A 16456-nucleotide genomic window follows, 5' to 3' on the forward strand; every position below is an offset into this window, starting at 1 on the left:
CAGAAACCTTGTCCGATGTACTGAAGCAACGCTTGCAATCCATTCGTCTGGCCGTGTTTGATGTGGATGGTATATTAACCGATGGTTCGCTGTATTTTTTACCCGATGGTCAGGAAGTAAAAGCCTTCAATACGCTGGACGGCCTGGGGATAAAGCTGCTGCAGAAAGCCGGCATCAAGACAGCCATTATCACCGGACGCAGCTCATCACAAGTGAGCATGCGCGCCAAAGCACTCGGCGTTGACTGGCTGATACAGGGGCGTGAAGACAAGCTGACAGCTCTGGAAGAAATCTGGTTAGAAAGTGGAGACAGCGCAACCACTACCGCCTATATTGGCGATGATCTGCCGGACCTGGCGGCCATCATTACGGTCGCTTTTGGTGTCTCTGTTCCCAATGGTCATCCGGTAGTCTGCCAGGAAGCCGATTGGTGTACCTCCCGCCAAGGCGGTCATGGAGCGGCACGGGAATTCTGCGAAGTACTGTTATCAGCTCAGGGTAAACTGACCGGTCTGATTGAGGAATTTCGCTGATGTTTAGTGCCGCCCGCCTGAAACTGATAACCGGTCTGGCAATACTACTGGCCGCGCTGGTGTACTGGGGCATTTTTGGCAGTCCTGGTGAAACCGTTTCAGGTGACCCGGATAATCCAGATCGAGTGGACTTTTTTATCCGCGATGCGTACATCAGTGTATTCGATGAAAACGGACAACTCTCACGCATCGTCCAGTCACCCCATTTGCAGCATTTCCCGGCACCGGAGCTGATCACACTGAACAGCCCATTGATTACACTGCCTCGCGATGGACGTGGCGATACACAGATTTCGTCCGACCTCGGCAGCATGCCAGACGATGAAAGCAAGATTGAACTTGCAGGAAACGTCAGGGTTATTGATAATTCGGCTGCAGAAACACCTTGGGTACTGACGACATCAGTCATGACATTACTGCCACCGGATGATTATGCCGAAACCGATGCTCCCGTTCAGATTCAACAGGGAACCAACCGTACCGATGCTATCGGCATGCAGGCGTGGCTAAAAGAACACCGTATAGACCTGCTGTCTGACGTAAGAGGATATTATGCGACATACTAAAATGTTAATGCTGTGCCTGATCACAGCACTACTGATACTGAGTCAGACTGCTTACGCCCTGCCTGAAGACCAGGAGCAGCCAATCTATGTCTCAGCCGATCACGCCAGCATGAACGAACTCACTGGCGTCGCTGTGTATACCGGATCAGTTGAAATACGTCAGGGCACCATGCTGATGCTGGGTTCACGTGTCGAAATGCACCGTGATAATGCCGGTAGTATTTCCAGAATTTTATCGACTGGCTCCCCTGCTGAGTTTCATCAGCAAGCCAGTGCCAACCAGCCTACAACCAAGGCCTATGGATTACGTATGGATTACCAGGTACCCACTCAGACGGTAACCATTACTGAAAACGCTCGCGTTATGCAGGACGCCGACGAGTTCACCGGAGATCGCATCGTCTATGACATGGATAAATCTGTCGTGGATGCATTCAGAAGCGAGTCTCAGGATGGCCAGCGCGTGCAAATGATCATTCAACCGAAAGGCAACCAGTAGCCATGACCACCACTCTGGAAGCCCTGCATCTGGCCAAGTCCTATAAAGGACGTGATGTTGTTCGCGACGTTTCCCTGAAAATCAGCCAGGGCGAAATTGTGGGTCTGCTGGGTCCAAATGGTGCGGGTAAAACGACCTGCTTCTATATGATCGTGGGACTGGTAAATGCCGACAAGGGCAATATTCGTCTTGCACAGCAGGATATCACCCAATTGCCTATGCACAGCCGCGCCAAAAAAGGCATCGGCTATCTGCCACAGGAAGCTTCGGTGTTCAGAAAGCTGAGTGTCAGCGACAATCTGATGGCCATTCTGGAAACCCGTAAGGAGTTATCCAAATCAGACCGCACCCAGTTACTGGAAGAGCTGCTACAGGAATTCCATATTACCCATCTACGCAACAGCCCAGGTATGGCACTGTCTGGGGGGGAGCGTCGGCGCGTGGAGATAGCCCGTGCATTGGCCACGGAACCACGCTTCATTCTGCTGGATGAACCCTTTGCGGGTGTTGATCCGATATCAGTAAATGATATTAAACAGACCATACGGCATCTTCAGGAACGTAATATAGGTATACTGATAACTGATCACAATGTGCGCGAGACCCTCGACATTTGTGAACGTGCCTACATCGTCAGTGAAGGCGCCATCCTTGCAGATGGCAGTCCATCTGACATAATGGGCAACAAGCAGGTTCGCAGCGCCTATCTCGGCGACCAGTTCCGGCTTTAGTCACCATCCCTGCCTCTGAATAAGTGATCTTAACGGCATATGAAGCAAGCGTTACATCTCAAGATTGGCCAACATCTCACGATGACGCCACAGCTGCAACAAGCCATCCGCCTGCTGCAGCTGTCAACACTGGATCTACAACAGGAGATCCAGCAGGCGCTGGACAGCAACCCGTTGCTGGAAGTCAGTGATGATGAATCTGACACGACCGAAGCGCTCGTGGATCAAACCTATGAAGATAAAGAAACCGCTGCACTAAACAGCAATAGCGAAACGTCAGACAATTCAAACGAAGACACTGGGGCAGATACTGACTGGAATGAATCCATTCCCGATGACTTGCCCACTGACAGCAACTGGGAAGACACCTTCCAAAGCCAAGGCCCAGGCTCAGGCTCTGCTGCCGAAGGCGACTGGCCTAATCAAGACAATGATACCCGAGAAGACACCCTCCAGGATCATCTGATCTGGCAGTTGAACCTGACCCCCATGAGTGAACAGGACTATATGGTGGCAGAGGCCATTATCGACGCCACGGATGCGGATGGCTACCTGCGTAGCGACCTTGCCGAGCTACTGGAACAGTTCCAGGCACAACAGCCGGAACTGTTCATGGAAGCCGATGAAGATGAAATTCTGGCGGTACTCCACCGGGTTCAGCAATTTGATCCACCGGGGGTAGCCGCCCGAGATCTGAGTGAATGCCTGTGTATACAGATCAGGCAACTGCCAGAAACGATCGAATGGCGTGAGCAAGCAATTCGCCTTTGCCGGGAATTTTTACCCCTGCTAGGCAGCCATGATTACAAAACACTGATGCGCAAAATGCGTCTGAATGACGTTGAACTGGATAATGTCATCAACCTGATCCGCTCGTTAAACCCCAAACCCGGCGCATTGATCAGCTCCACTCAATCTGAATATGTCATACCCGATGTCATGGTGCGTAAAATCCAGGATGAGTGGATCGTATCCCTTAATCCAGATATCGCTCCTAAACTGCGGATCAATTCACAGTATGCGGATTTGATCCGACGTGCTGACAGCAGTGCCGACAATACCTACTTGAAAAATCACCTGCAGGAAGCGCGCTGGTTTTTGAAAAGTTTGCTGAGCCGCAATGACACGCTACTAAAGGTGGCAACCGAGATTGTCGAGCGACAGCGCGACTTTCTCGACACAGGTGATGAAGCCATGAAACCCATGGTGTTGCATGATATCGCTGAAGCGGTATCCATGCATGAATCCACCATTTCCCGTGTTACCACACAAAAATTCATTCATACCCCCAGAGGTATTTTTGAGCTTAAATATTTCTTTTCCAGTCAGGTTAATACGGCCGATGGAGAAGGTGCTTCATCCACAGCGATTCGAGCGCTGATCAAAAAGTTGATTTCTGCTGAAAATACAGCCAAACCCCTCAGCGATAACAAGATCGCACAACTGCTGAAAGAGCAGGGAATCAACGTAGCAAGACGTACCGTCGCAAAATATCGTGAGGCGTTAAGCATTCCGCCTTCTAATGAGCGCAAGCGTCTGCTTTAATTAACTATAGAGTACGACCTCATCGTACCGGCACTAAGGAGAGATACCATGCAGATCAATATAACCGGTCATCACGTAGAACTGACAGATGCATTAAATGAGTACGTTCGCAGTAAATTCGTGCGTCTTGAGCGTCATTTCGACAATATTACCAACGTACAGGTGACCCTGAGTGTTGAGAAGCAGCGCCAGAAAGCTGAAGCTGACTTACATGTAGCTGGAGGTGAAATATTTGCACAAGCCGAACAGGATGACATGTATGCTGCAATAGATGCCATGATCGACAAATTGGATCGTCAGGTCATTAAGCACAAGGAAAAAATGAAATCTCATAAATAACCACTAACTATTGACTATCACATGCCTATATCCGAACTACTGACTGAATCCCTGACACTCTGTCATATCGATGCCGTCAGTAAAAAACGTGTTTTAGAAATTGCCAGTGAAACACTGGCTGCCGAAATAGATGAACTGGAAGCTGAAGATGTCTTCAGCGCCCTGCTCAATCGTGAACGCCTCGGCAGTACAGGCATCGGCGACGGTGTGGCGATCCCACACTGTCGTCTGGCTGGCTGTAATAGAGCTCTCGCACTTTTAATCACCTTGAAAGAACCTATTGATTTTGATGCGATAGACAACCGTCCTGTCGACCTTCTCTGCTGCCTATTGGTCCCTGAAGATGCGGCTACAGAGCATTTACAAACACTCGCTGGTCTAGCCGAGCTCTTCAGTCAGTCAGAGATACGTGAAGCACTGCGAGGTGCTACTGATGCCGTCACGCTGTTCAGTCGTTTTATGAACGCTGCCGGGCAAGGAAGCTAAGCTGTGAAGCTGGTCATTTTGAGTGGTCGATCCGGTTCAGGTAAAACTACGGCGCTGCAAGCACTTGAAGATGCTGGTTTTTATTGCATTGACAATCTTCCAGCCATGCTATTACCTGAGCTGATCAAGCAAATGACCGAGGCCACAGGAAATCCTTCCAGGATAGCTGTCAGCATTGACGCCCGAAACCTGACCAGCAACCTGGAACGTTTTCCAGCGTTACTTGAACAGCTCAAACAGTTCAATGACCTGAGTTGTGAAGTAATCTACCTGGACGCATCGGAATCGACGCTGCTGAAACGTTTCAGTGCAACCCGACGCAAGCATCCGCTCACGGATACGCATTCTGGATTACATGAAGCGATCGAATACGAACGGGTTTTACTCGAACCCATCGCCACCCTGGCAGACATGCGGATTGATACTACACGGCTGACGCTGTATGAGTTACGTGATCGTATTAAACTGCGAATTACCAACAGGCGAGAACAATCGCTATCGCTGCTGTTTGAGTCTTTTGGCTTTAAACACGGTGTACCACTGGACGCTGACTTTACCTTTGATGTGCGCACACTACCCAATCCTCACTGGGTACCAGAATTGCGCCCACTGACCGGACTGGACAAAGAGGTACGTGAGTTTCTGCAGCAATCTACCGATGTGGATGAGATGATAGCGGATATCTCTCACTTTCTGGAACGCTGGTTACCACGTATTCGCCAGGATAACCGTAGTTACCTGACAATCTGTATCGGCTGTACCGGTGGCCAACATCGCTCGGTCTATCTGGCAGAATACCTTGCTAACCATTTCAGCCTGTCGATGGACAGTGTCCATGTCCGTCACCGCGAACTGACCTGATTGAGAAAAGCATGATTGAATCCCCCATCACTATCATTAATAAACTTGGTTTACATGCGCGAGCGGCGGCTAAACTCAGCACCCTGGCCAGTGGTTTTTCCAGCCAGATTCAAGTTGAAAAAAGCGGCCGTTGCGTCGACTGCAAAAGCATTATGGCGGTAATGATGCTGGCCGCCAGCAAAGGCACTGAGCTGATTCTTCGCATTGAAGGCACGGATGAACAACAGGCTTTTGAAGCCATAACCACACTGATTAACAACCGCTTTGATGAGCCGGAATAGAGCCCCCTTATGAACCCACCAGATCAACACAATTTTCAGGCCGATGACGAGGATACCATTGTCAGCCGCTCCGAGCTGAAACGACAGATGGATGCCCTGAAGCAACTGGGCAAGCGCATCACCGAATTGCGCCCTGACCAGCAGGAAAAAATTCCTATGGATAGTGTCCTCCGTGCCGCTGTAGCTGAAACGCGACGCATCACCTCCAACGGGGCATTGAAACGCCACATGCAGTTTATTGGCAAACTGATGCGACATGCTGACGTGGAGGCCATCCGCCTGGCACTGGATGAATTTGATACCGCAAGTCAGGCGCATAACCAGAAATTTCATGGCCTTGAACAATGGCGTGAACGCTTACTACTGGAAGGTACTGCCGGAAATGAAGCACTGGAAGCTTTTATCAATGACTATCCACAGACTGATATTCAGCTATTGCGTCAGTTGATCCGCAATACCCGGCGGGAAATTGAAAAGCAGCAACCACCAGTGCAATACCGCAAGCTGTTCCGACTCCTGCGCGATACCACCGAGTCAGACTGAGCCAGGACATCAGCCCTCGTTGGCATTCAGCAGGTTCAGCTGAGGATCATCCCAGTGACCCGTTAATGTATAGGCAATACGGGTCATTTTTTCGATTCGGTCACCCATAATTTTATCAAAAATGAATATCGCACCAGCGACCTGCGGTGCTCCAAGCAGCACCGCTCCGAGGGTGAGATTGCTGCTCAGCGGCACACTCACCTTAATGGTCTTATTCAGCTGTTGGGTATTCAGATTGACATTACCGGTAATTTCCATTGATGCCGATGGGCCAGTGAGCATGAATGGTTCACGGGTACTCGCCAGTCCCCGATTCAGATCATAGCTGGCCTTTAACTCATCAAACACCAATCCGCGTTGCAGCAAATCACTGAAGTCCAACCGCAGACGTCTCGACAGGGTGTTTAAGTTAAGCAGCCCAAATACGCGTAGTAAATTAGCCCCACTACCGGATTCAATAATACGCCCCTCTTCAGCCTGAAAGCTGAAAAAACCATCCAGTTCAGCCACACTGAATTGCCAGGGAGCACCTGGCCAGGTCAATTGTGCTGAAGATACTAACCGAGTTGTCTCCAGAGGCCTTCCCTGCCCCCAAAGCTCAAGCACATCAGCCAAATCAGCGCCTGACAGGTTTAATGTCAGGTCTGTGGCCGGATGTGCCCCAGCTTGCCAATGGGCTCTGCCACTCACAGAGAAATCAAGCAGCTCACCCTGTATGTCTTCAAAAGTTACCTGCTGTGCTTGTGGTTGCATACGCAATTGCCAGCGCCCCAAAGCCCGCTGACCCAAACGCAAGTCATCAATTTGCAGATCAAGCCTGGGAAGCTCTGAGGTATCTACCGAGAGCATTTGATCACTACCCGATTGCAGCAACGGCACAGAAGATTCAGACTCTGCATCTGCACTGGGCAGATGCAGATAATCAAATCGAGCGATCCATTCGCCTTCAGAGACCAATGCTGGGGGTTGAATATAGCCTTGGGCGCTTAGTCCAGCCAACTCACCAGATACTTCAAGCCTGGCGGTTTGCGGCAGTACCGGAACCCCCTGGCCCAGCAACACCTGTCCACGCAGCTCAGCTGACAAGTCCATAACACCTTGCAGCAGTTGATCATAGTGAAAAGATAAACGTGAATTTTCAGGATAGATGTCCAGATACAGCGAGCGGCTCTCCTCAGCCGGTTTTGCCAATACCAAGGGTAGATCAACCGCTGTTCCTACCAGGTCTGAACGTATCTCCATACGTGGGCAGCGTGACGACTCAGCACAAAAGGTCATATCCACCTGCGCCTGACTTTTGCCAGTAAGCCTGTCGGATAGTGTTATACCAGCGAGGTGGTCCAAATTCACACTGGATACAGCCCCTTGCAGATGAACTTGCGTGTCAGTACCTTCGGTAGTTATCTGGGCATTGACCGCTTCCCCAAACAACTGCCCCTGTAAACTGTCCGATGTCAGCCCTTGCCGTGTGGTATAGCTAAGCTGCCCATTGATGCCGCTGAAATATATATCTCTTTCCAGTAGGCGCAGGCTACTTTGCTTAAGTGCCGTCTGGACTTTAACATCTATTTTGTCGGGGTCATCCACCGGAACCTGGAGATGCAAACGTGTAGTGGTCTCGCCGCTAAATTGTAAGTCATCAAAAGCTGACCCTAGATAGCCCCCCAACGCCGACTCAGTCAGTAGTGCACTAAAATCAGACGCATCACCCTCTAACAGCGATGCCACATGCAACTGCTGACTTTGTGGTGGTAGATAGATCCAGCCACTATTGATACGTGAGTTGAGAATATTCCCTTCTGCAATATCAATTCGCAACTCTGTGTTGCGCAGATGTAAAAATATTCGCCCATCCCGTACGACAGGCCAATCGGGATGGAAGGAAAATTCGGCCTGATCGGCATCCAGAAACAACTGCACACTCACCGGTAAATGTTGCGAATCTGGACGTAAGCCTGCATGTATCAACAAACCCGCCTGGTTGACCTGTCCGGCACGAATAGCCTCTTTAAGCCAGTCATACAGGGTTTCTCCAAGCTCTCTCGGTGGTGTGTAAAACTCTGTTTGCAGCGCATCTGCATCAGTAATACCGATCAACAGACTGAATTCAATCTGCTCCTCGGAATCAAACGGACGATACAAACCAAAACGTCCGTTCGCACTAATCGCGTCATTGCGCAAGCTCAGCAGTCCGCTATTCAGGCGTAGCGCCTCGCCAGTGACCTGCCAACTCACCAACCCACTGGCTTCAGAGTAATTCCATCCCGAACCAAAAAGCTGTGGGAAATTCAGTGTAAATGCCGCACTTTCCAGCTCAATTTGCCCGGTGGTCAAACTCGCATGCAACTGACCGTTAATGCCCGATGCTTCAGGGGCATCCTGCCAGGCCGATACAGCCACATCATCCAGGCGGGCTGTCAATACAAAACTCAACCAGTCTTGTGGATTTTCCCAACCCACCACTAACTTACTGACCTGCCCTTCTGGGGCCAGGCGATCCAATACTTGCTCTGCCGCATCCGGCAACACCTCCAGCATCTCCACCCAGTAATGCAGCGCAGCAAGGTCAAGTGAATCAAGGGTAAAATGTAATGGCTCAATACCTTGGTCCGCTACCAAGCGAAACTCGGAAATCAGCTCTGGCAACACCAGCGGCACTCCCTGCACACTGGCCTGCAAGGCTCTGAACTGTAATTGGTAACTATCATCAGCCAGCGGCAGTAATACAAAGCGGCCTTTCAGATTATCAATTTCAGGCCACTGCGGGCCGGAGATCGACAGAGGCGTAACTGAAAAATCTCCTTGAAGCTCTTTCAGTTGGTGGTCAGACCAACTGCCCCAAAGGTGTGCCGACAGGTCCAGATCATCCATTGCCACGGGTAAAACGCCCAGATTCAACAACTCGGGTCCCAAGGCATCACTCTGCAAAAAGAAACGATAATCGCCACCGAGCGGATCAGCCGGGTCAAATTCACTGGCCTGAAGGGCGAATACAGCATAGGCATCCTCGCCAATACGCGGCATACGCGCTGATCCACTGATCTGATACTCACCTTGCGCAGCTTCAAACATGGCGTTTATCGGCGATATCAGCTGTATTTCACCGTTTTGCGGCTGTAACCCAACATGCAGATTACTTAACACCACTGAGGGTTGATGTTGCAAAAAAGCCAGAAATTTTCCACTGCCAGCGTTACCCTCCCCATCGTTTATCTCTTCTGCCGCCGATGGCAGCCAACGCCCCTCATACTCCTGCCAAAGCAAGTCTGCATCCCGAAGTTCGGCCACGCTAAATACCGGCATAAACTGTATCAAGCTCTGTACCACATCCAGCGTCATTTCCAAATGTTCAGCTTGTAAAGAGACAGTCGGAGCATTCGGTGATGAAGACAGTACAGTCAAGTCTTCTATACGCAGCTGCAGATGCTGGTTAGAAAGTGAAGCATGAAATTCACCAAAGCGAATAGTAACACCAAGACTCGAGCTGAGATGAGCGGCTATTTGATCAGAATAACGTGATAGATGAGGCAGACCAAAGCGCAAGCCCAAAAGCACCAGCGCCGGAATCAGCGCCAATACCAGCAGGATTTTGTAGAGTTTTGCCAACCGACGAATCATAGTGCGATCTCAGCGCAATACGACATCGAATTGCTCAGGTGAATACTGCGTTTCTGACTGGAAGCGGATAGTTTTACCGATAAAAGCTTCAAGTTCAGCCACATGATCCGACGCCTCGTCCATAAGATAATTAACCACACTGGTGGCAGCCAGCAGCAGATAGCTTTCCGTATCGTAAGCACGGTGTTGCCGCAATATTTCCCTGAAAATTTCGTAGGAAACCGTTTCAGGTGTTTTAACACTCCCCCGCCCTTGGCAGACCGGACAGGATTCACAAAGTACGTGTTCCAGACTTTCCCGAGTGCGCTTACGCGTCATCTCGATCAGACCCAGCTCTGAAACCCCTGTCACTTTGCATTTAGCATGATCTTTTTCCAACACACGATCAAGTGTTCGTTGCACCTGGCGCTGGTGATCCGGGTCGATCATATCGATAAAATCGATAATGATAATCCCCCCCAGATTACGCAATCTGAGTTGGCGCCCTATCGCCGTTGCCGCCTCAAGGTTGGTTTTAAAGATGGTTTCTTCCAGATTACGGTGACCCACGAATCCACCAGTATTAATATCCACCGTGGTCATGGCCTCAGTCTGATCAAAAATCAGATAGCCACCGGACTTAAGTTCCACTTTGCGTCCCAAGGCCTTTTGCATCTCTTCTTCGACATTAAACATGTCAAACAGCGGACGCTCACCAGGGTAATACTCGATCTTATCGACAATTTCCGGCACCAGCACCTGCGCAAACTCCAACGCACTCTGATAGGTTTCTCTTGAATCGATACGAATACGTTCGACGCCAGAATGAGCCATATCGCGCAGCGCGCGCATATGCAATGGCAGGTCTTCATAAACGATGGAGGTAACGCTTGCTGACTCGATTTTTTGCTGCAGATTGCGCCATAACCGGCGTAAAAAGTCGATATCTGATCTGAGCTCATTTTCGGTAACACTTTCAGCTACCGTACGCAGAATAAAACCGCAGTTATCGTCTGCCTGGTCATTTTCTGACAGCAAAGCCTCCATAATACCCTTGAGGCGATCACGCTCATCGGTATCATCTATTCTTTGAGAAATGCCAATATGGTCATTCTTCGGCATCAATACCAAGTAGCGTGACGGAATAGATAAATGGGTTGTCAGCCGAGCACCCTTGCTACCGATCGGGTCTTTGGTTACCTGAACCAACAGCGTCTCACCTTCACGGATGACTTGAGCTATAGGTACAGTGGTACGGTTGGCATGGTTGCCATTGGCATCAACACCTACCAGCTCATCCACAGGGATAAATGCCGCGCGCTCAAGCCCAATATCCACAAACGCCGCCTGCATGCCCGGCAGAACTCTGGCAACACGGCCTTTATAGATATTGCCGACAATACCGCGACGACTGGCACGCTCAACGTAGATTTCCTGCGGCATGCCGTTTTCAACAACAGCTACACGCGTTTCCATCGGGGTAAAGTTGATCAGAATTTCCTCAGCCATAGGCATGTTCCTTTACTCCTGCACCCTGCTGCCAGATCATCACGCCATGGCGCTGCAACAAGGCGGCTGTTTCAAAAAGTGGCAAACCGACAACACCGGAATAGCTGCCGGTAATAGAACTGACGAACACCGCGGCTTTACCCTGAATGGCGTAACCGCCGGCCTTGTCCAAGGGTTCGCCAGTATGCCAATAGGCCCGACACAGCGTTTCATTCAATTCAGAAAAACTGACCTCACTGGTCACATGAATCACTTCGTGTTGCTGCGGCGTAACCAGAGCCACCGCCGTGATCACCTGATGGGTACGGCCTGACAAACGCATCAACATACTAATGGCATCGGCTTCATCTTCAGGCTTACCCAATATGTTTCCATCAATGGCAACACTGGTATCTGCACCGAGCACAGCCCCTGGTCTATCAAGTTGTCGATAACAGCTTAAGGCTTTTTCAAGCGCCAGACGCATTGTATAACCAGAAGGGGTTTCACCGGCCTGAACGGCTTCACAAATGGATGACGGCACGACTTGGTAGGCCACACCTATCTGCTCAAGCAAAGCCCGACGACGGGGAGATGCGGACGCCAGTATCAGCTCGGTCATGCTACTCTCACTCTATTCTGAAGGTTCTGCGTACACCGTGTAAAATAACATAGACCCAGGGCCAGAGCAGCGCGCTAACTAATGAGGGCAACATAAACTGCAAACCGCCTGAGGTAGTGCCAGTGACACCCTGCATCCAGAAAAATAGCAACTGGTTAACACCCACCAGCACCATCACCATCATCGACTGCTGCCACAAAGGAAACATACGCAAACGTTTGTATAACAAAAGCACCAAGTAAGCAATCAATGTCAGTGACAAAGCATTCAGTCCCAGTACACTGCCACGAATGATGTCAAGCAATACCCCCATTGCAAAAGCACTGCCCAGACCGACTCGGTGCGGCAACATCAATACCCAGTAAATCAGCACCAACGCAACCCACTCTGGACGATACCAGAGCAAGAAATCAGGTAAGGGAATCTGGCTGAGAACAAGCCCAACCAGAAAGGTCGCAAAGATGATCAGCGAACCACCCTGTCCATGATCTTGCTTCATGGCGTATCAGGCTCACCGGGGAAATCTATCACCAGCAATTGACGACTACGATCCAACCGCGCAGAAGGTCTGGCCTTAACCAACAGAAAGGGTCGGCCTGGATCATGGATAATCTCATCCACTACGGCTACCGGATAGCCTCTGGGAAAACGCCCACCCAGTCCGGAGGTTACCAACAGATCACCTTCTTCGATATCAGCTGTACTGGGCACATGGCTTAGCTCCAGCTCATCCAGCAACCCCTTACCCAGCGCAATACTTCTGAAACCGCTACGGTTGACCTCGACCGGGATAGCGGTACGCGCATCGGTAATCAACATAACACGACTGGTGTAGTGTGCTAGAGAAAGCACCTGCCCCATAATGCCACCGGCATCAATAACCGGTTGACCTATGCGCAAACCCTCTTCTAAACCCCGGTTCAAAATCACTTCATGTAAAAAAGGGTCGGGGTTGATGCCGATCAATTCCACCGCTTTGACGTCAGGCTCAAGACGCTCACGTGCATTGAGCAACTCACGTAACTGTCGATTCTCTTCGGTCAAGGATTCCATTCGCTGTGATTTACGCTGTAACTCCAGCGCTTCCGAACGCAACTGCTCGTTATCACGAATTAACGCGGCACGATCTACAAACAGATCTGAAAGTTTATCAGCTGCCCGCGAAGGCATATCCACCAGCCATTGCAACGGTGTTACCAGCAAGGAAAGATACATGCGTCCTTCTTTCATCTTAGGCCAATTCAGATCAGCCGCAATGAGCCCAAACGTCATGATCAACAGAAAAACAAACAGAAAGCGCGGGTTTCGTCCGCGAAAAATAGGATTAATCGGACACCTCCTGCTGTTCATTGAACAGAGGTATCCGATTCAAAGTAAAAACTGGCCAGATCGGCATGCGTTACTCGTGTGTCAGTATCTCAAAGGAGTGCTTATCCAGCATCTCAAGTGCGCGTCCGCCCCCTCTGGCCACACAGGTCAGCGGGTCTTCAGCCATAATCACTGGCAAGCCAGTTTCTTCACTGATCAGACGATCGATATTACGCAACAGCGCGCCACCGCCCGTCAGCACAATACCATGCTCAGCGATATCAGAAGCCAACTCAGGCGGGCAGCCTTCCAATGCGCTTTTAACAGCCTGAATAATGGCTGACAGAGGCTCTTGCAGTGCTTCCAGAATCTCGTTGGAATTCAGGGTAAAGCTGCGCGGAATACCTTCGGCCAGATTACGGCCACGGACATCAATTTCCAGTACTTCGTTACTTGGATAGGCTGTACCTACCTCTTGTTTGATGCGTTCAGCGGTTGCATCACCGATCAGGCTGCCATAGTTGCGACGGACATAGGTAACAATCGATTCATCAAAGCGATCTCCACCCACTCGTACTGATTCGGCATAGACAATACCGTTGAGTGAAATAACGGCAATTTCAGTGGTTCCACCGCCTATATCTACTACCATTGACCCGGTGGCTTCATCGACTGGCAAGCCTGCACCGATTGCCGCTGCCATAGGCTCTTCAATCAAGTACACTTCACGAGCGCCGGCACCGATCGCCGACTCACGGATGGCACGACGTTCAACCTGGGTTGACTTACAAGGCACACAAACCAGCACACGCGGGCTTGGCGTCATAAAGCTGTTGTCATGCACTTTACTGATAAAATACTGCAACATTTTTTCTGTAACATGAAAGTCAGCAATCACTCCATCCTTCATGGGACGGATCGCGGTAATATTACCTGGCGTTCGACCGAGCATGCGTTTGGCTTCAGTGCCCACAGCCGCTACTGTTTTCTGATTTCCTATGGTGCGAATAGCCACCACGGATGGTTCATTTAGTACAATGTCACGATCCCGAACATAAATCAGTGTGTTGGCTGTACCGAGGTCGATGGAAAGGTCGCTTGAAAAAAGCCCTCTGAATTTCTTAAACATGTGAATGAGTACCTGAGATTCGCCAGTTTGGCCAATAATCCTGAAAGGCTGTAACTCTAACAATGGCAGGGATTTTGAGCAAGGAACAAATGTGTTAACTTATGCATGATTCCAATTTTTTTCAAGCTGAATGTGAGAAACTGCTTTATGTCCCTGGATCGAACTGATGTTGAACGCATCGCGCATCTTGCCCGCCTGGCCATTTCTGAACCGGAAATACCGGAATATACAGAGAGTCTCAACAGCATTCTCACCCTGATAGACCAGATGCAGGCCACGCCGACTGACGGCATAGAACCGCTTGCACATCCGCTGGATGCTGTTCAACGCCTGCGCGCAGACACTATCACTGAAACCAATCAGCGCGAACAACTCCAGGCCTGCGCACCCGCTGTAGAAAACGGCCTGTTCCTGGTCCCCAAAGTTATCGAATGATTGCCATCTTATTACCGCAAGGAAAAACCACTGATGTTTAACCTGACACTCAGCGAGCTATCGCGATCTCTCAGCCAGGGAGACTTCAGCAGCCTAGAGCTCACTCAGTCGCTGCTGGATCGCATTCACCGGCTTGATCACCACTACAACAGTTTTATTACCCTGGCCGATGAACAGGCACTAGTGCAGGCCAAGGCGGCCGATGCCACGCGTGCTGCAGGCTATGCTACACCCCTGACCGGCCTGCCGATTGCGCACAAGGATCTGTTCTGCACCCAAGGTCTACGCACCAGTTGCGGCTCGAAAATGCTGGATAACTTTATATCACCCTACAACGCCACACTGGTGCAGCGACTCAATCAGGCCGGTGCTGTCACCCTGGGGAAAACCAACATGGATGAATTCGCCATGGGGTCTTCCAACGAATCCAGCTATTACGGCCCAGCTCGCAACCCCTGGGATACACAGTGTGTACCCGGTGGTTCTTCCGGTGGTTCTGCCGCTGCGGTTGCTGCACGTCTGATTCCGGCCGCCACTGGCTCCGATACCGGCGGCTCCATTCGCCAACCGGCCGCGCTCTGCGGTATCACTGGCCTGAAACCCACCTACGGGCGCATCTCACGCTACGGTATGGTGGCGTTTGCCTCATCGCTGGATCAGGCCGGTCCGATGACCCGTTCGGCTGAAGATGCCGCCTTGCTACTGCAAGTCATGGCCGGAGAAGATCCACTCGACTCCACCTGCTCAACACAGGCCGTGCCTGATTACAGCGCCACTCTGAACGACTCGCTGGAAGGGCTACGTATCGGCCTACCGAAGGAGTATTTCGCTGAAGGGACGGATCCCGCCATACTGCAAAAAGTGCGCGAAGCGGTTGCCGAGTTCGAAAAATTGGGAGCTATAGTCAAAGAAGTCAGCCTACCCAACACCCGGTTGTGCATACCCGCTTATTATATTCTGGCACCGGCTGAAGCCTCTTCCAACCTGTCGCGTTTTGACGGGGTTCGCTACGGCCACCGCTGTGATGACCCCAAGGACCTGGAAGACCTGTACAAACGCAGCCGCGCCGAAGGTTTTGGCGCCGAGGTCAAACGCCGCATCATGGTGGGCACCTACGCTCTGTCAGAAGGCTTCTACGACGCCTACTACCGTAAAGCGCAGCAGATCCGCCGGATGCTGCAGCAAGACTTTATCAGCGTCCTCAACGACGTTGATGTGATTATGGCACCGGTCACCCCTTATCCGGCATTCCGCCTGGGTGAAAAAAATAGTGATCCGGTTTCCATGTATATGGAAGATATCTTCACCCTGTCGCTTAACCTGGCAGGTCTTCCCGGCATGTCAGTTCCCTGCGGTTTCACCGGAAAACTACCAGTAGGACTACAGATTATCGGCAACTATTTTGCCGAAGCCAAACTACTGAATATCGCCCATAAATTCCAGCAAGTTACCAACTGGCATCAACAGGCACCCGCTACCCCTGAGTGAGGATA

General features: G+C 50.8%; 18 protein-coding genes. 12 read left to right on the forward strand and 6 right to left on the reverse strand.

Going from position 1 to position 16456, the window contains the following annotated elements; translation table 11 throughout:
• Positions 1-8: 8 nt before the first annotated feature.
• From ACN0R1_RS01525 to yjgA, 10 genes are read left to right on the forward strand one after another with little or no spacing between them, the layout of a single operon-like run.
• On the forward strand, positions 9-533 hold the full coding sequence (locus ACN0R1_RS01525; RefSeq protein WP_417579443.1) for a KdsC family phosphatase: 525 nt from the start codon (positions 9-11) through the stop codon (positions 531-533).
• On the forward strand, positions 533-1099 hold the full coding sequence (lptC, locus tag ACN0R1_RS01530) for an LPS export ABC transporter periplasmic protein LptC (protein ID WP_417579201.1): 567 nt from the start codon (positions 533-535) through the stop codon (positions 1097-1099). The genes ACN0R1_RS01525 and lptC overlap by 1 nt, the downstream gene beginning before the upstream one ends.
• Positions 1086-1598 (forward strand): lipopolysaccharide transport periplasmic protein LptA, encoded by a 513-nt coding sequence (gene lptA, locus ACN0R1_RS01535; protein ID WP_417579203.1) that lies wholly within the window; start codon positions 1086-1088, stop codon positions 1596-1598. The genes lptC and lptA overlap by 14 nt, the downstream gene beginning before the upstream one ends.
• Positions 1599-1600: 2 nt before the next feature.
• The gene (gene lptB, locus ACN0R1_RS01540; protein ID WP_417579204.1) at positions 1601-2329 is read left to right on the forward strand and encodes an LPS export ABC transporter ATP-binding protein; all 729 of its coding nucleotides are present in this window, start codon (positions 1601-1603) and stop codon (positions 2327-2329) included.
• A 39-nt stretch (positions 2330-2368) separates the two neighbouring features.
• Positions 2369-3874, forward strand: coding sequence for an RNA polymerase factor sigma-54 (locus ACN0R1_RS01545; protein ID WP_417579205.1), 1506 nt, complete (start codon positions 2369-2371; stop codon positions 3872-3874).
• A gap of 48 nt (positions 3875-3922) precedes the next feature.
• On the forward strand, positions 3923-4213 hold the full coding sequence (gene hpf, locus ACN0R1_RS01550) for a ribosome hibernation promoting factor (RefSeq protein WP_417579207.1): 291 nt from the start codon (positions 3923-3925) through the stop codon (positions 4211-4213).
• Between the two features lie 21 nt (positions 4214-4234).
• The gene (locus ACN0R1_RS01555; RefSeq protein ID WP_417579209.1) at positions 4235-4699 is read left to right on the forward strand and encodes a PTS sugar transporter subunit IIA; all 465 of its coding nucleotides are present in this window, start codon (positions 4235-4237) and stop codon (positions 4697-4699) included.
• Positions 4700-4702: 3 nt separating this feature from the next.
• Entirely contained in the window at positions 4703-5560 is an 858-nt protein-coding gene (gene rapZ / locus ACN0R1_RS01560) for an RNase adapter RapZ (protein ID WP_417579211.1), read from the forward strand.
• Between the two features lie 11 nt (positions 5561-5571).
• On the forward strand, positions 5572-5841 hold the full coding sequence (locus tag ACN0R1_RS01565) for an HPr family phosphocarrier protein (RefSeq protein ID WP_417579213.1): 270 nt from the start codon (positions 5572-5574) through the stop codon (positions 5839-5841).
• Between the two features lie 9 nt (positions 5842-5850).
• Positions 5851-6384, forward strand: coding sequence for a ribosome biogenesis factor YjgA (gene yjgA / locus ACN0R1_RS01570; RefSeq protein ID WP_417579215.1), 534 nt, complete (start codon positions 5851-5853; stop codon positions 6382-6384).
• Positions 6385-6393: 9 nt separating this feature from the next.
• On the opposite strand, the gene ACN0R1_RS01575 is transcribed toward yjgA, so the two are convergent.
• From ACN0R1_RS01575 to ACN0R1_RS01600, 6 genes are read right to left on the reverse strand one after another with little or no spacing between them, the layout of a single operon-like run.
• Positions 6394-10002 (reverse strand): YhdP family protein, encoded by a 3609-nt coding sequence (locus ACN0R1_RS01575; RefSeq protein WP_417579217.1) that lies wholly within the window; start codon positions 10000-10002, stop codon positions 6394-6396.
• Between the two features lie 9 nt (positions 10003-10011).
• Complete coding sequence (gene rng / locus ACN0R1_RS01580) at positions 10012-11490, reverse strand: ribonuclease G (protein ID WP_417579219.1); 1479 nt, start codon at positions 11488-11490, stop codon at positions 10012-10014.
• Positions 11483-12091 (reverse strand): Maf family protein, encoded by a 609-nt coding sequence (locus tag ACN0R1_RS01585; protein ID WP_417579221.1) that lies wholly within the window; start codon positions 12089-12091, stop codon positions 11483-11485. The genes rng and ACN0R1_RS01585 overlap by 8 nt, the downstream gene beginning before the upstream one ends.
• Before the next feature lie 7 nt (positions 12092-12098).
• Positions 12099-12590, reverse strand: coding sequence for a rod shape-determining protein MreD (gene mreD, locus ACN0R1_RS01590; RefSeq protein ID WP_417579223.1), 492 nt, complete (start codon positions 12588-12590; stop codon positions 12099-12101).
• A complete protein-coding gene (gene mreC / locus ACN0R1_RS01595; RefSeq protein ID WP_417579225.1) occupies positions 12587-13441 on the reverse strand; it encodes a rod shape-determining protein MreC in 855 nt (284 codons plus the stop codon). The genes mreD and mreC overlap by 4 nt, the downstream gene beginning before the upstream one ends.
• Before the next feature lie 49 nt (positions 13442-13490).
• A complete protein-coding gene (locus ACN0R1_RS01600) occupies positions 13491-14528 on the reverse strand; it encodes a rod shape-determining protein (protein ID WP_151056964.1) in 1038 nt (345 codons plus the stop codon).
• A gap of 147 nt (positions 14529-14675) precedes the next feature.
• On the opposite strand from ACN0R1_RS01600, the gene gatC reads away from it, so the two are divergent.
• Together gatC and gatA are read left to right on the forward strand one after the other, a co-directional pair.
• A complete protein-coding gene (gene gatC, locus ACN0R1_RS01605; RefSeq protein ID WP_417579227.1) occupies positions 14676-14963 on the forward strand; it encodes an Asp-tRNA(Asn)/Glu-tRNA(Gln) amidotransferase subunit GatC in 288 nt (95 codons plus the stop codon).
• 33 nt (positions 14964-14996) lie between these two features.
• Positions 14997-16451, forward strand: a complete 1455-nt coding sequence (gene gatA, locus ACN0R1_RS01610; RefSeq protein ID WP_417579229.1) for an Asp-tRNA(Asn)/Glu-tRNA(Gln) amidotransferase subunit GatA — start codon at positions 14997-14999, stop codon at positions 16449-16451.
• Positions 16452-16456: the final 5 nt, after the last annotated feature.

The organism is Nitrincola sp. (assembly GCF_048264025.1).
Taxonomy (GTDB): Bacteria; Pseudomonadota; Gammaproteobacteria; order Pseudomonadales; family Balneatricaceae; genus Nitrincola.

What these genes read in the sequence shown, in the direction of transcription:
- gatC (WP_417579227.1), top strand. Translation starts at nt 14,676, where the DNA reads ATGTCCCTGGATCGAACTGATGTTGAACGCATCGCGCATCTTGCCCGC.
- ACN0R1_RS01565 (WP_417579213.1), top strand. Translation starts at nt 5,572, where the DNA reads ATGATTGAATCCCCCATCACTATCATTAATAAACTTGGTTTACATGCG.
- hpf (WP_417579207.1), top strand. Translation starts at nt 3,923, where the DNA reads ATGCAGATCAATATAACCGGTCATCACGTAGAACTGACAGATGCATTA.
- ACN0R1_RS01545 (WP_417579205.1), top strand. Translation starts at nt 2,369, where the DNA reads ATGAAGCAAGCGTTACATCTCAAGATTGGCCAACATCTCACGATGACG.
- gatA (WP_417579229.1), top strand. Translation starts at nt 14,997, where the DNA reads ATGTTTAACCTGACACTCAGCGAGCTATCGCGATCTCTCAGCCAGGGA.
- rng (WP_417579219.1), bottom strand. Translation starts at nt 11,490, where the DNA reads ATGGCTGAGGAAATTCTGATCAACTTTACCCCGATGGAAACGCGTGTA.
- lptC (WP_417579201.1), top strand. Translation starts at nt 533, where the DNA reads ATGTTTAGTGCCGCCCGCCTGAAACTGATAACCGGTCTGGCAATACTA.
- mreC (WP_417579225.1), bottom strand. Translation starts at nt 13,441, where the DNA reads ATGAACAGCAGGAGGTGTCCGATTAATCCTATTTTTCGCGGACGAAAC.
- ACN0R1_RS01600 (WP_151056964.1), bottom strand. Translation starts at nt 14,528, where the DNA reads ATGTTTAAGAAATTCAGAGGGCTTTTTTCAAGCGACCTTTCCATCGAC.
- ACN0R1_RS01555 (WP_417579209.1), top strand. Translation starts at nt 4,235, where the DNA reads ATGCCTATATCCGAACTACTGACTGAATCCCTGACACTCTGTCATATC.
- ACN0R1_RS01575 (WP_417579217.1), bottom strand. Translation starts at nt 10,002, where the DNA reads ATGATTCGTCGGTTGGCAAAACTCTACAAAATCCTGCTGGTATTGGCG.
- ACN0R1_RS01585 (WP_417579221.1), bottom strand. Translation starts at nt 12,091, where the DNA reads ATGACCGAGCTGATACTGGCGTCCGCATCTCCCCGTCGTCGGGCTTTG.
- lptB (WP_417579204.1), top strand. Translation starts at nt 1,601, where the DNA reads ATGACCACCACTCTGGAAGCCCTGCATCTGGCCAAGTCCTATAAAGGA.
- mreD (WP_417579223.1), bottom strand. Translation starts at nt 12,590, where the DNA reads ATGAAGCAAGATCATGGACAGGGTGGTTCGCTGATCATCTTTGCGACC.
- yjgA (WP_417579215.1), top strand. Translation starts at nt 5,851, where the DNA reads ATGAACCCACCAGATCAACACAATTTTCAGGCCGATGACGAGGATACC.
- lptA (WP_417579203.1), top strand. Translation starts at nt 1,086, where the DNA reads ATGCGACATACTAAAATGTTAATGCTGTGCCTGATCACAGCACTACTG.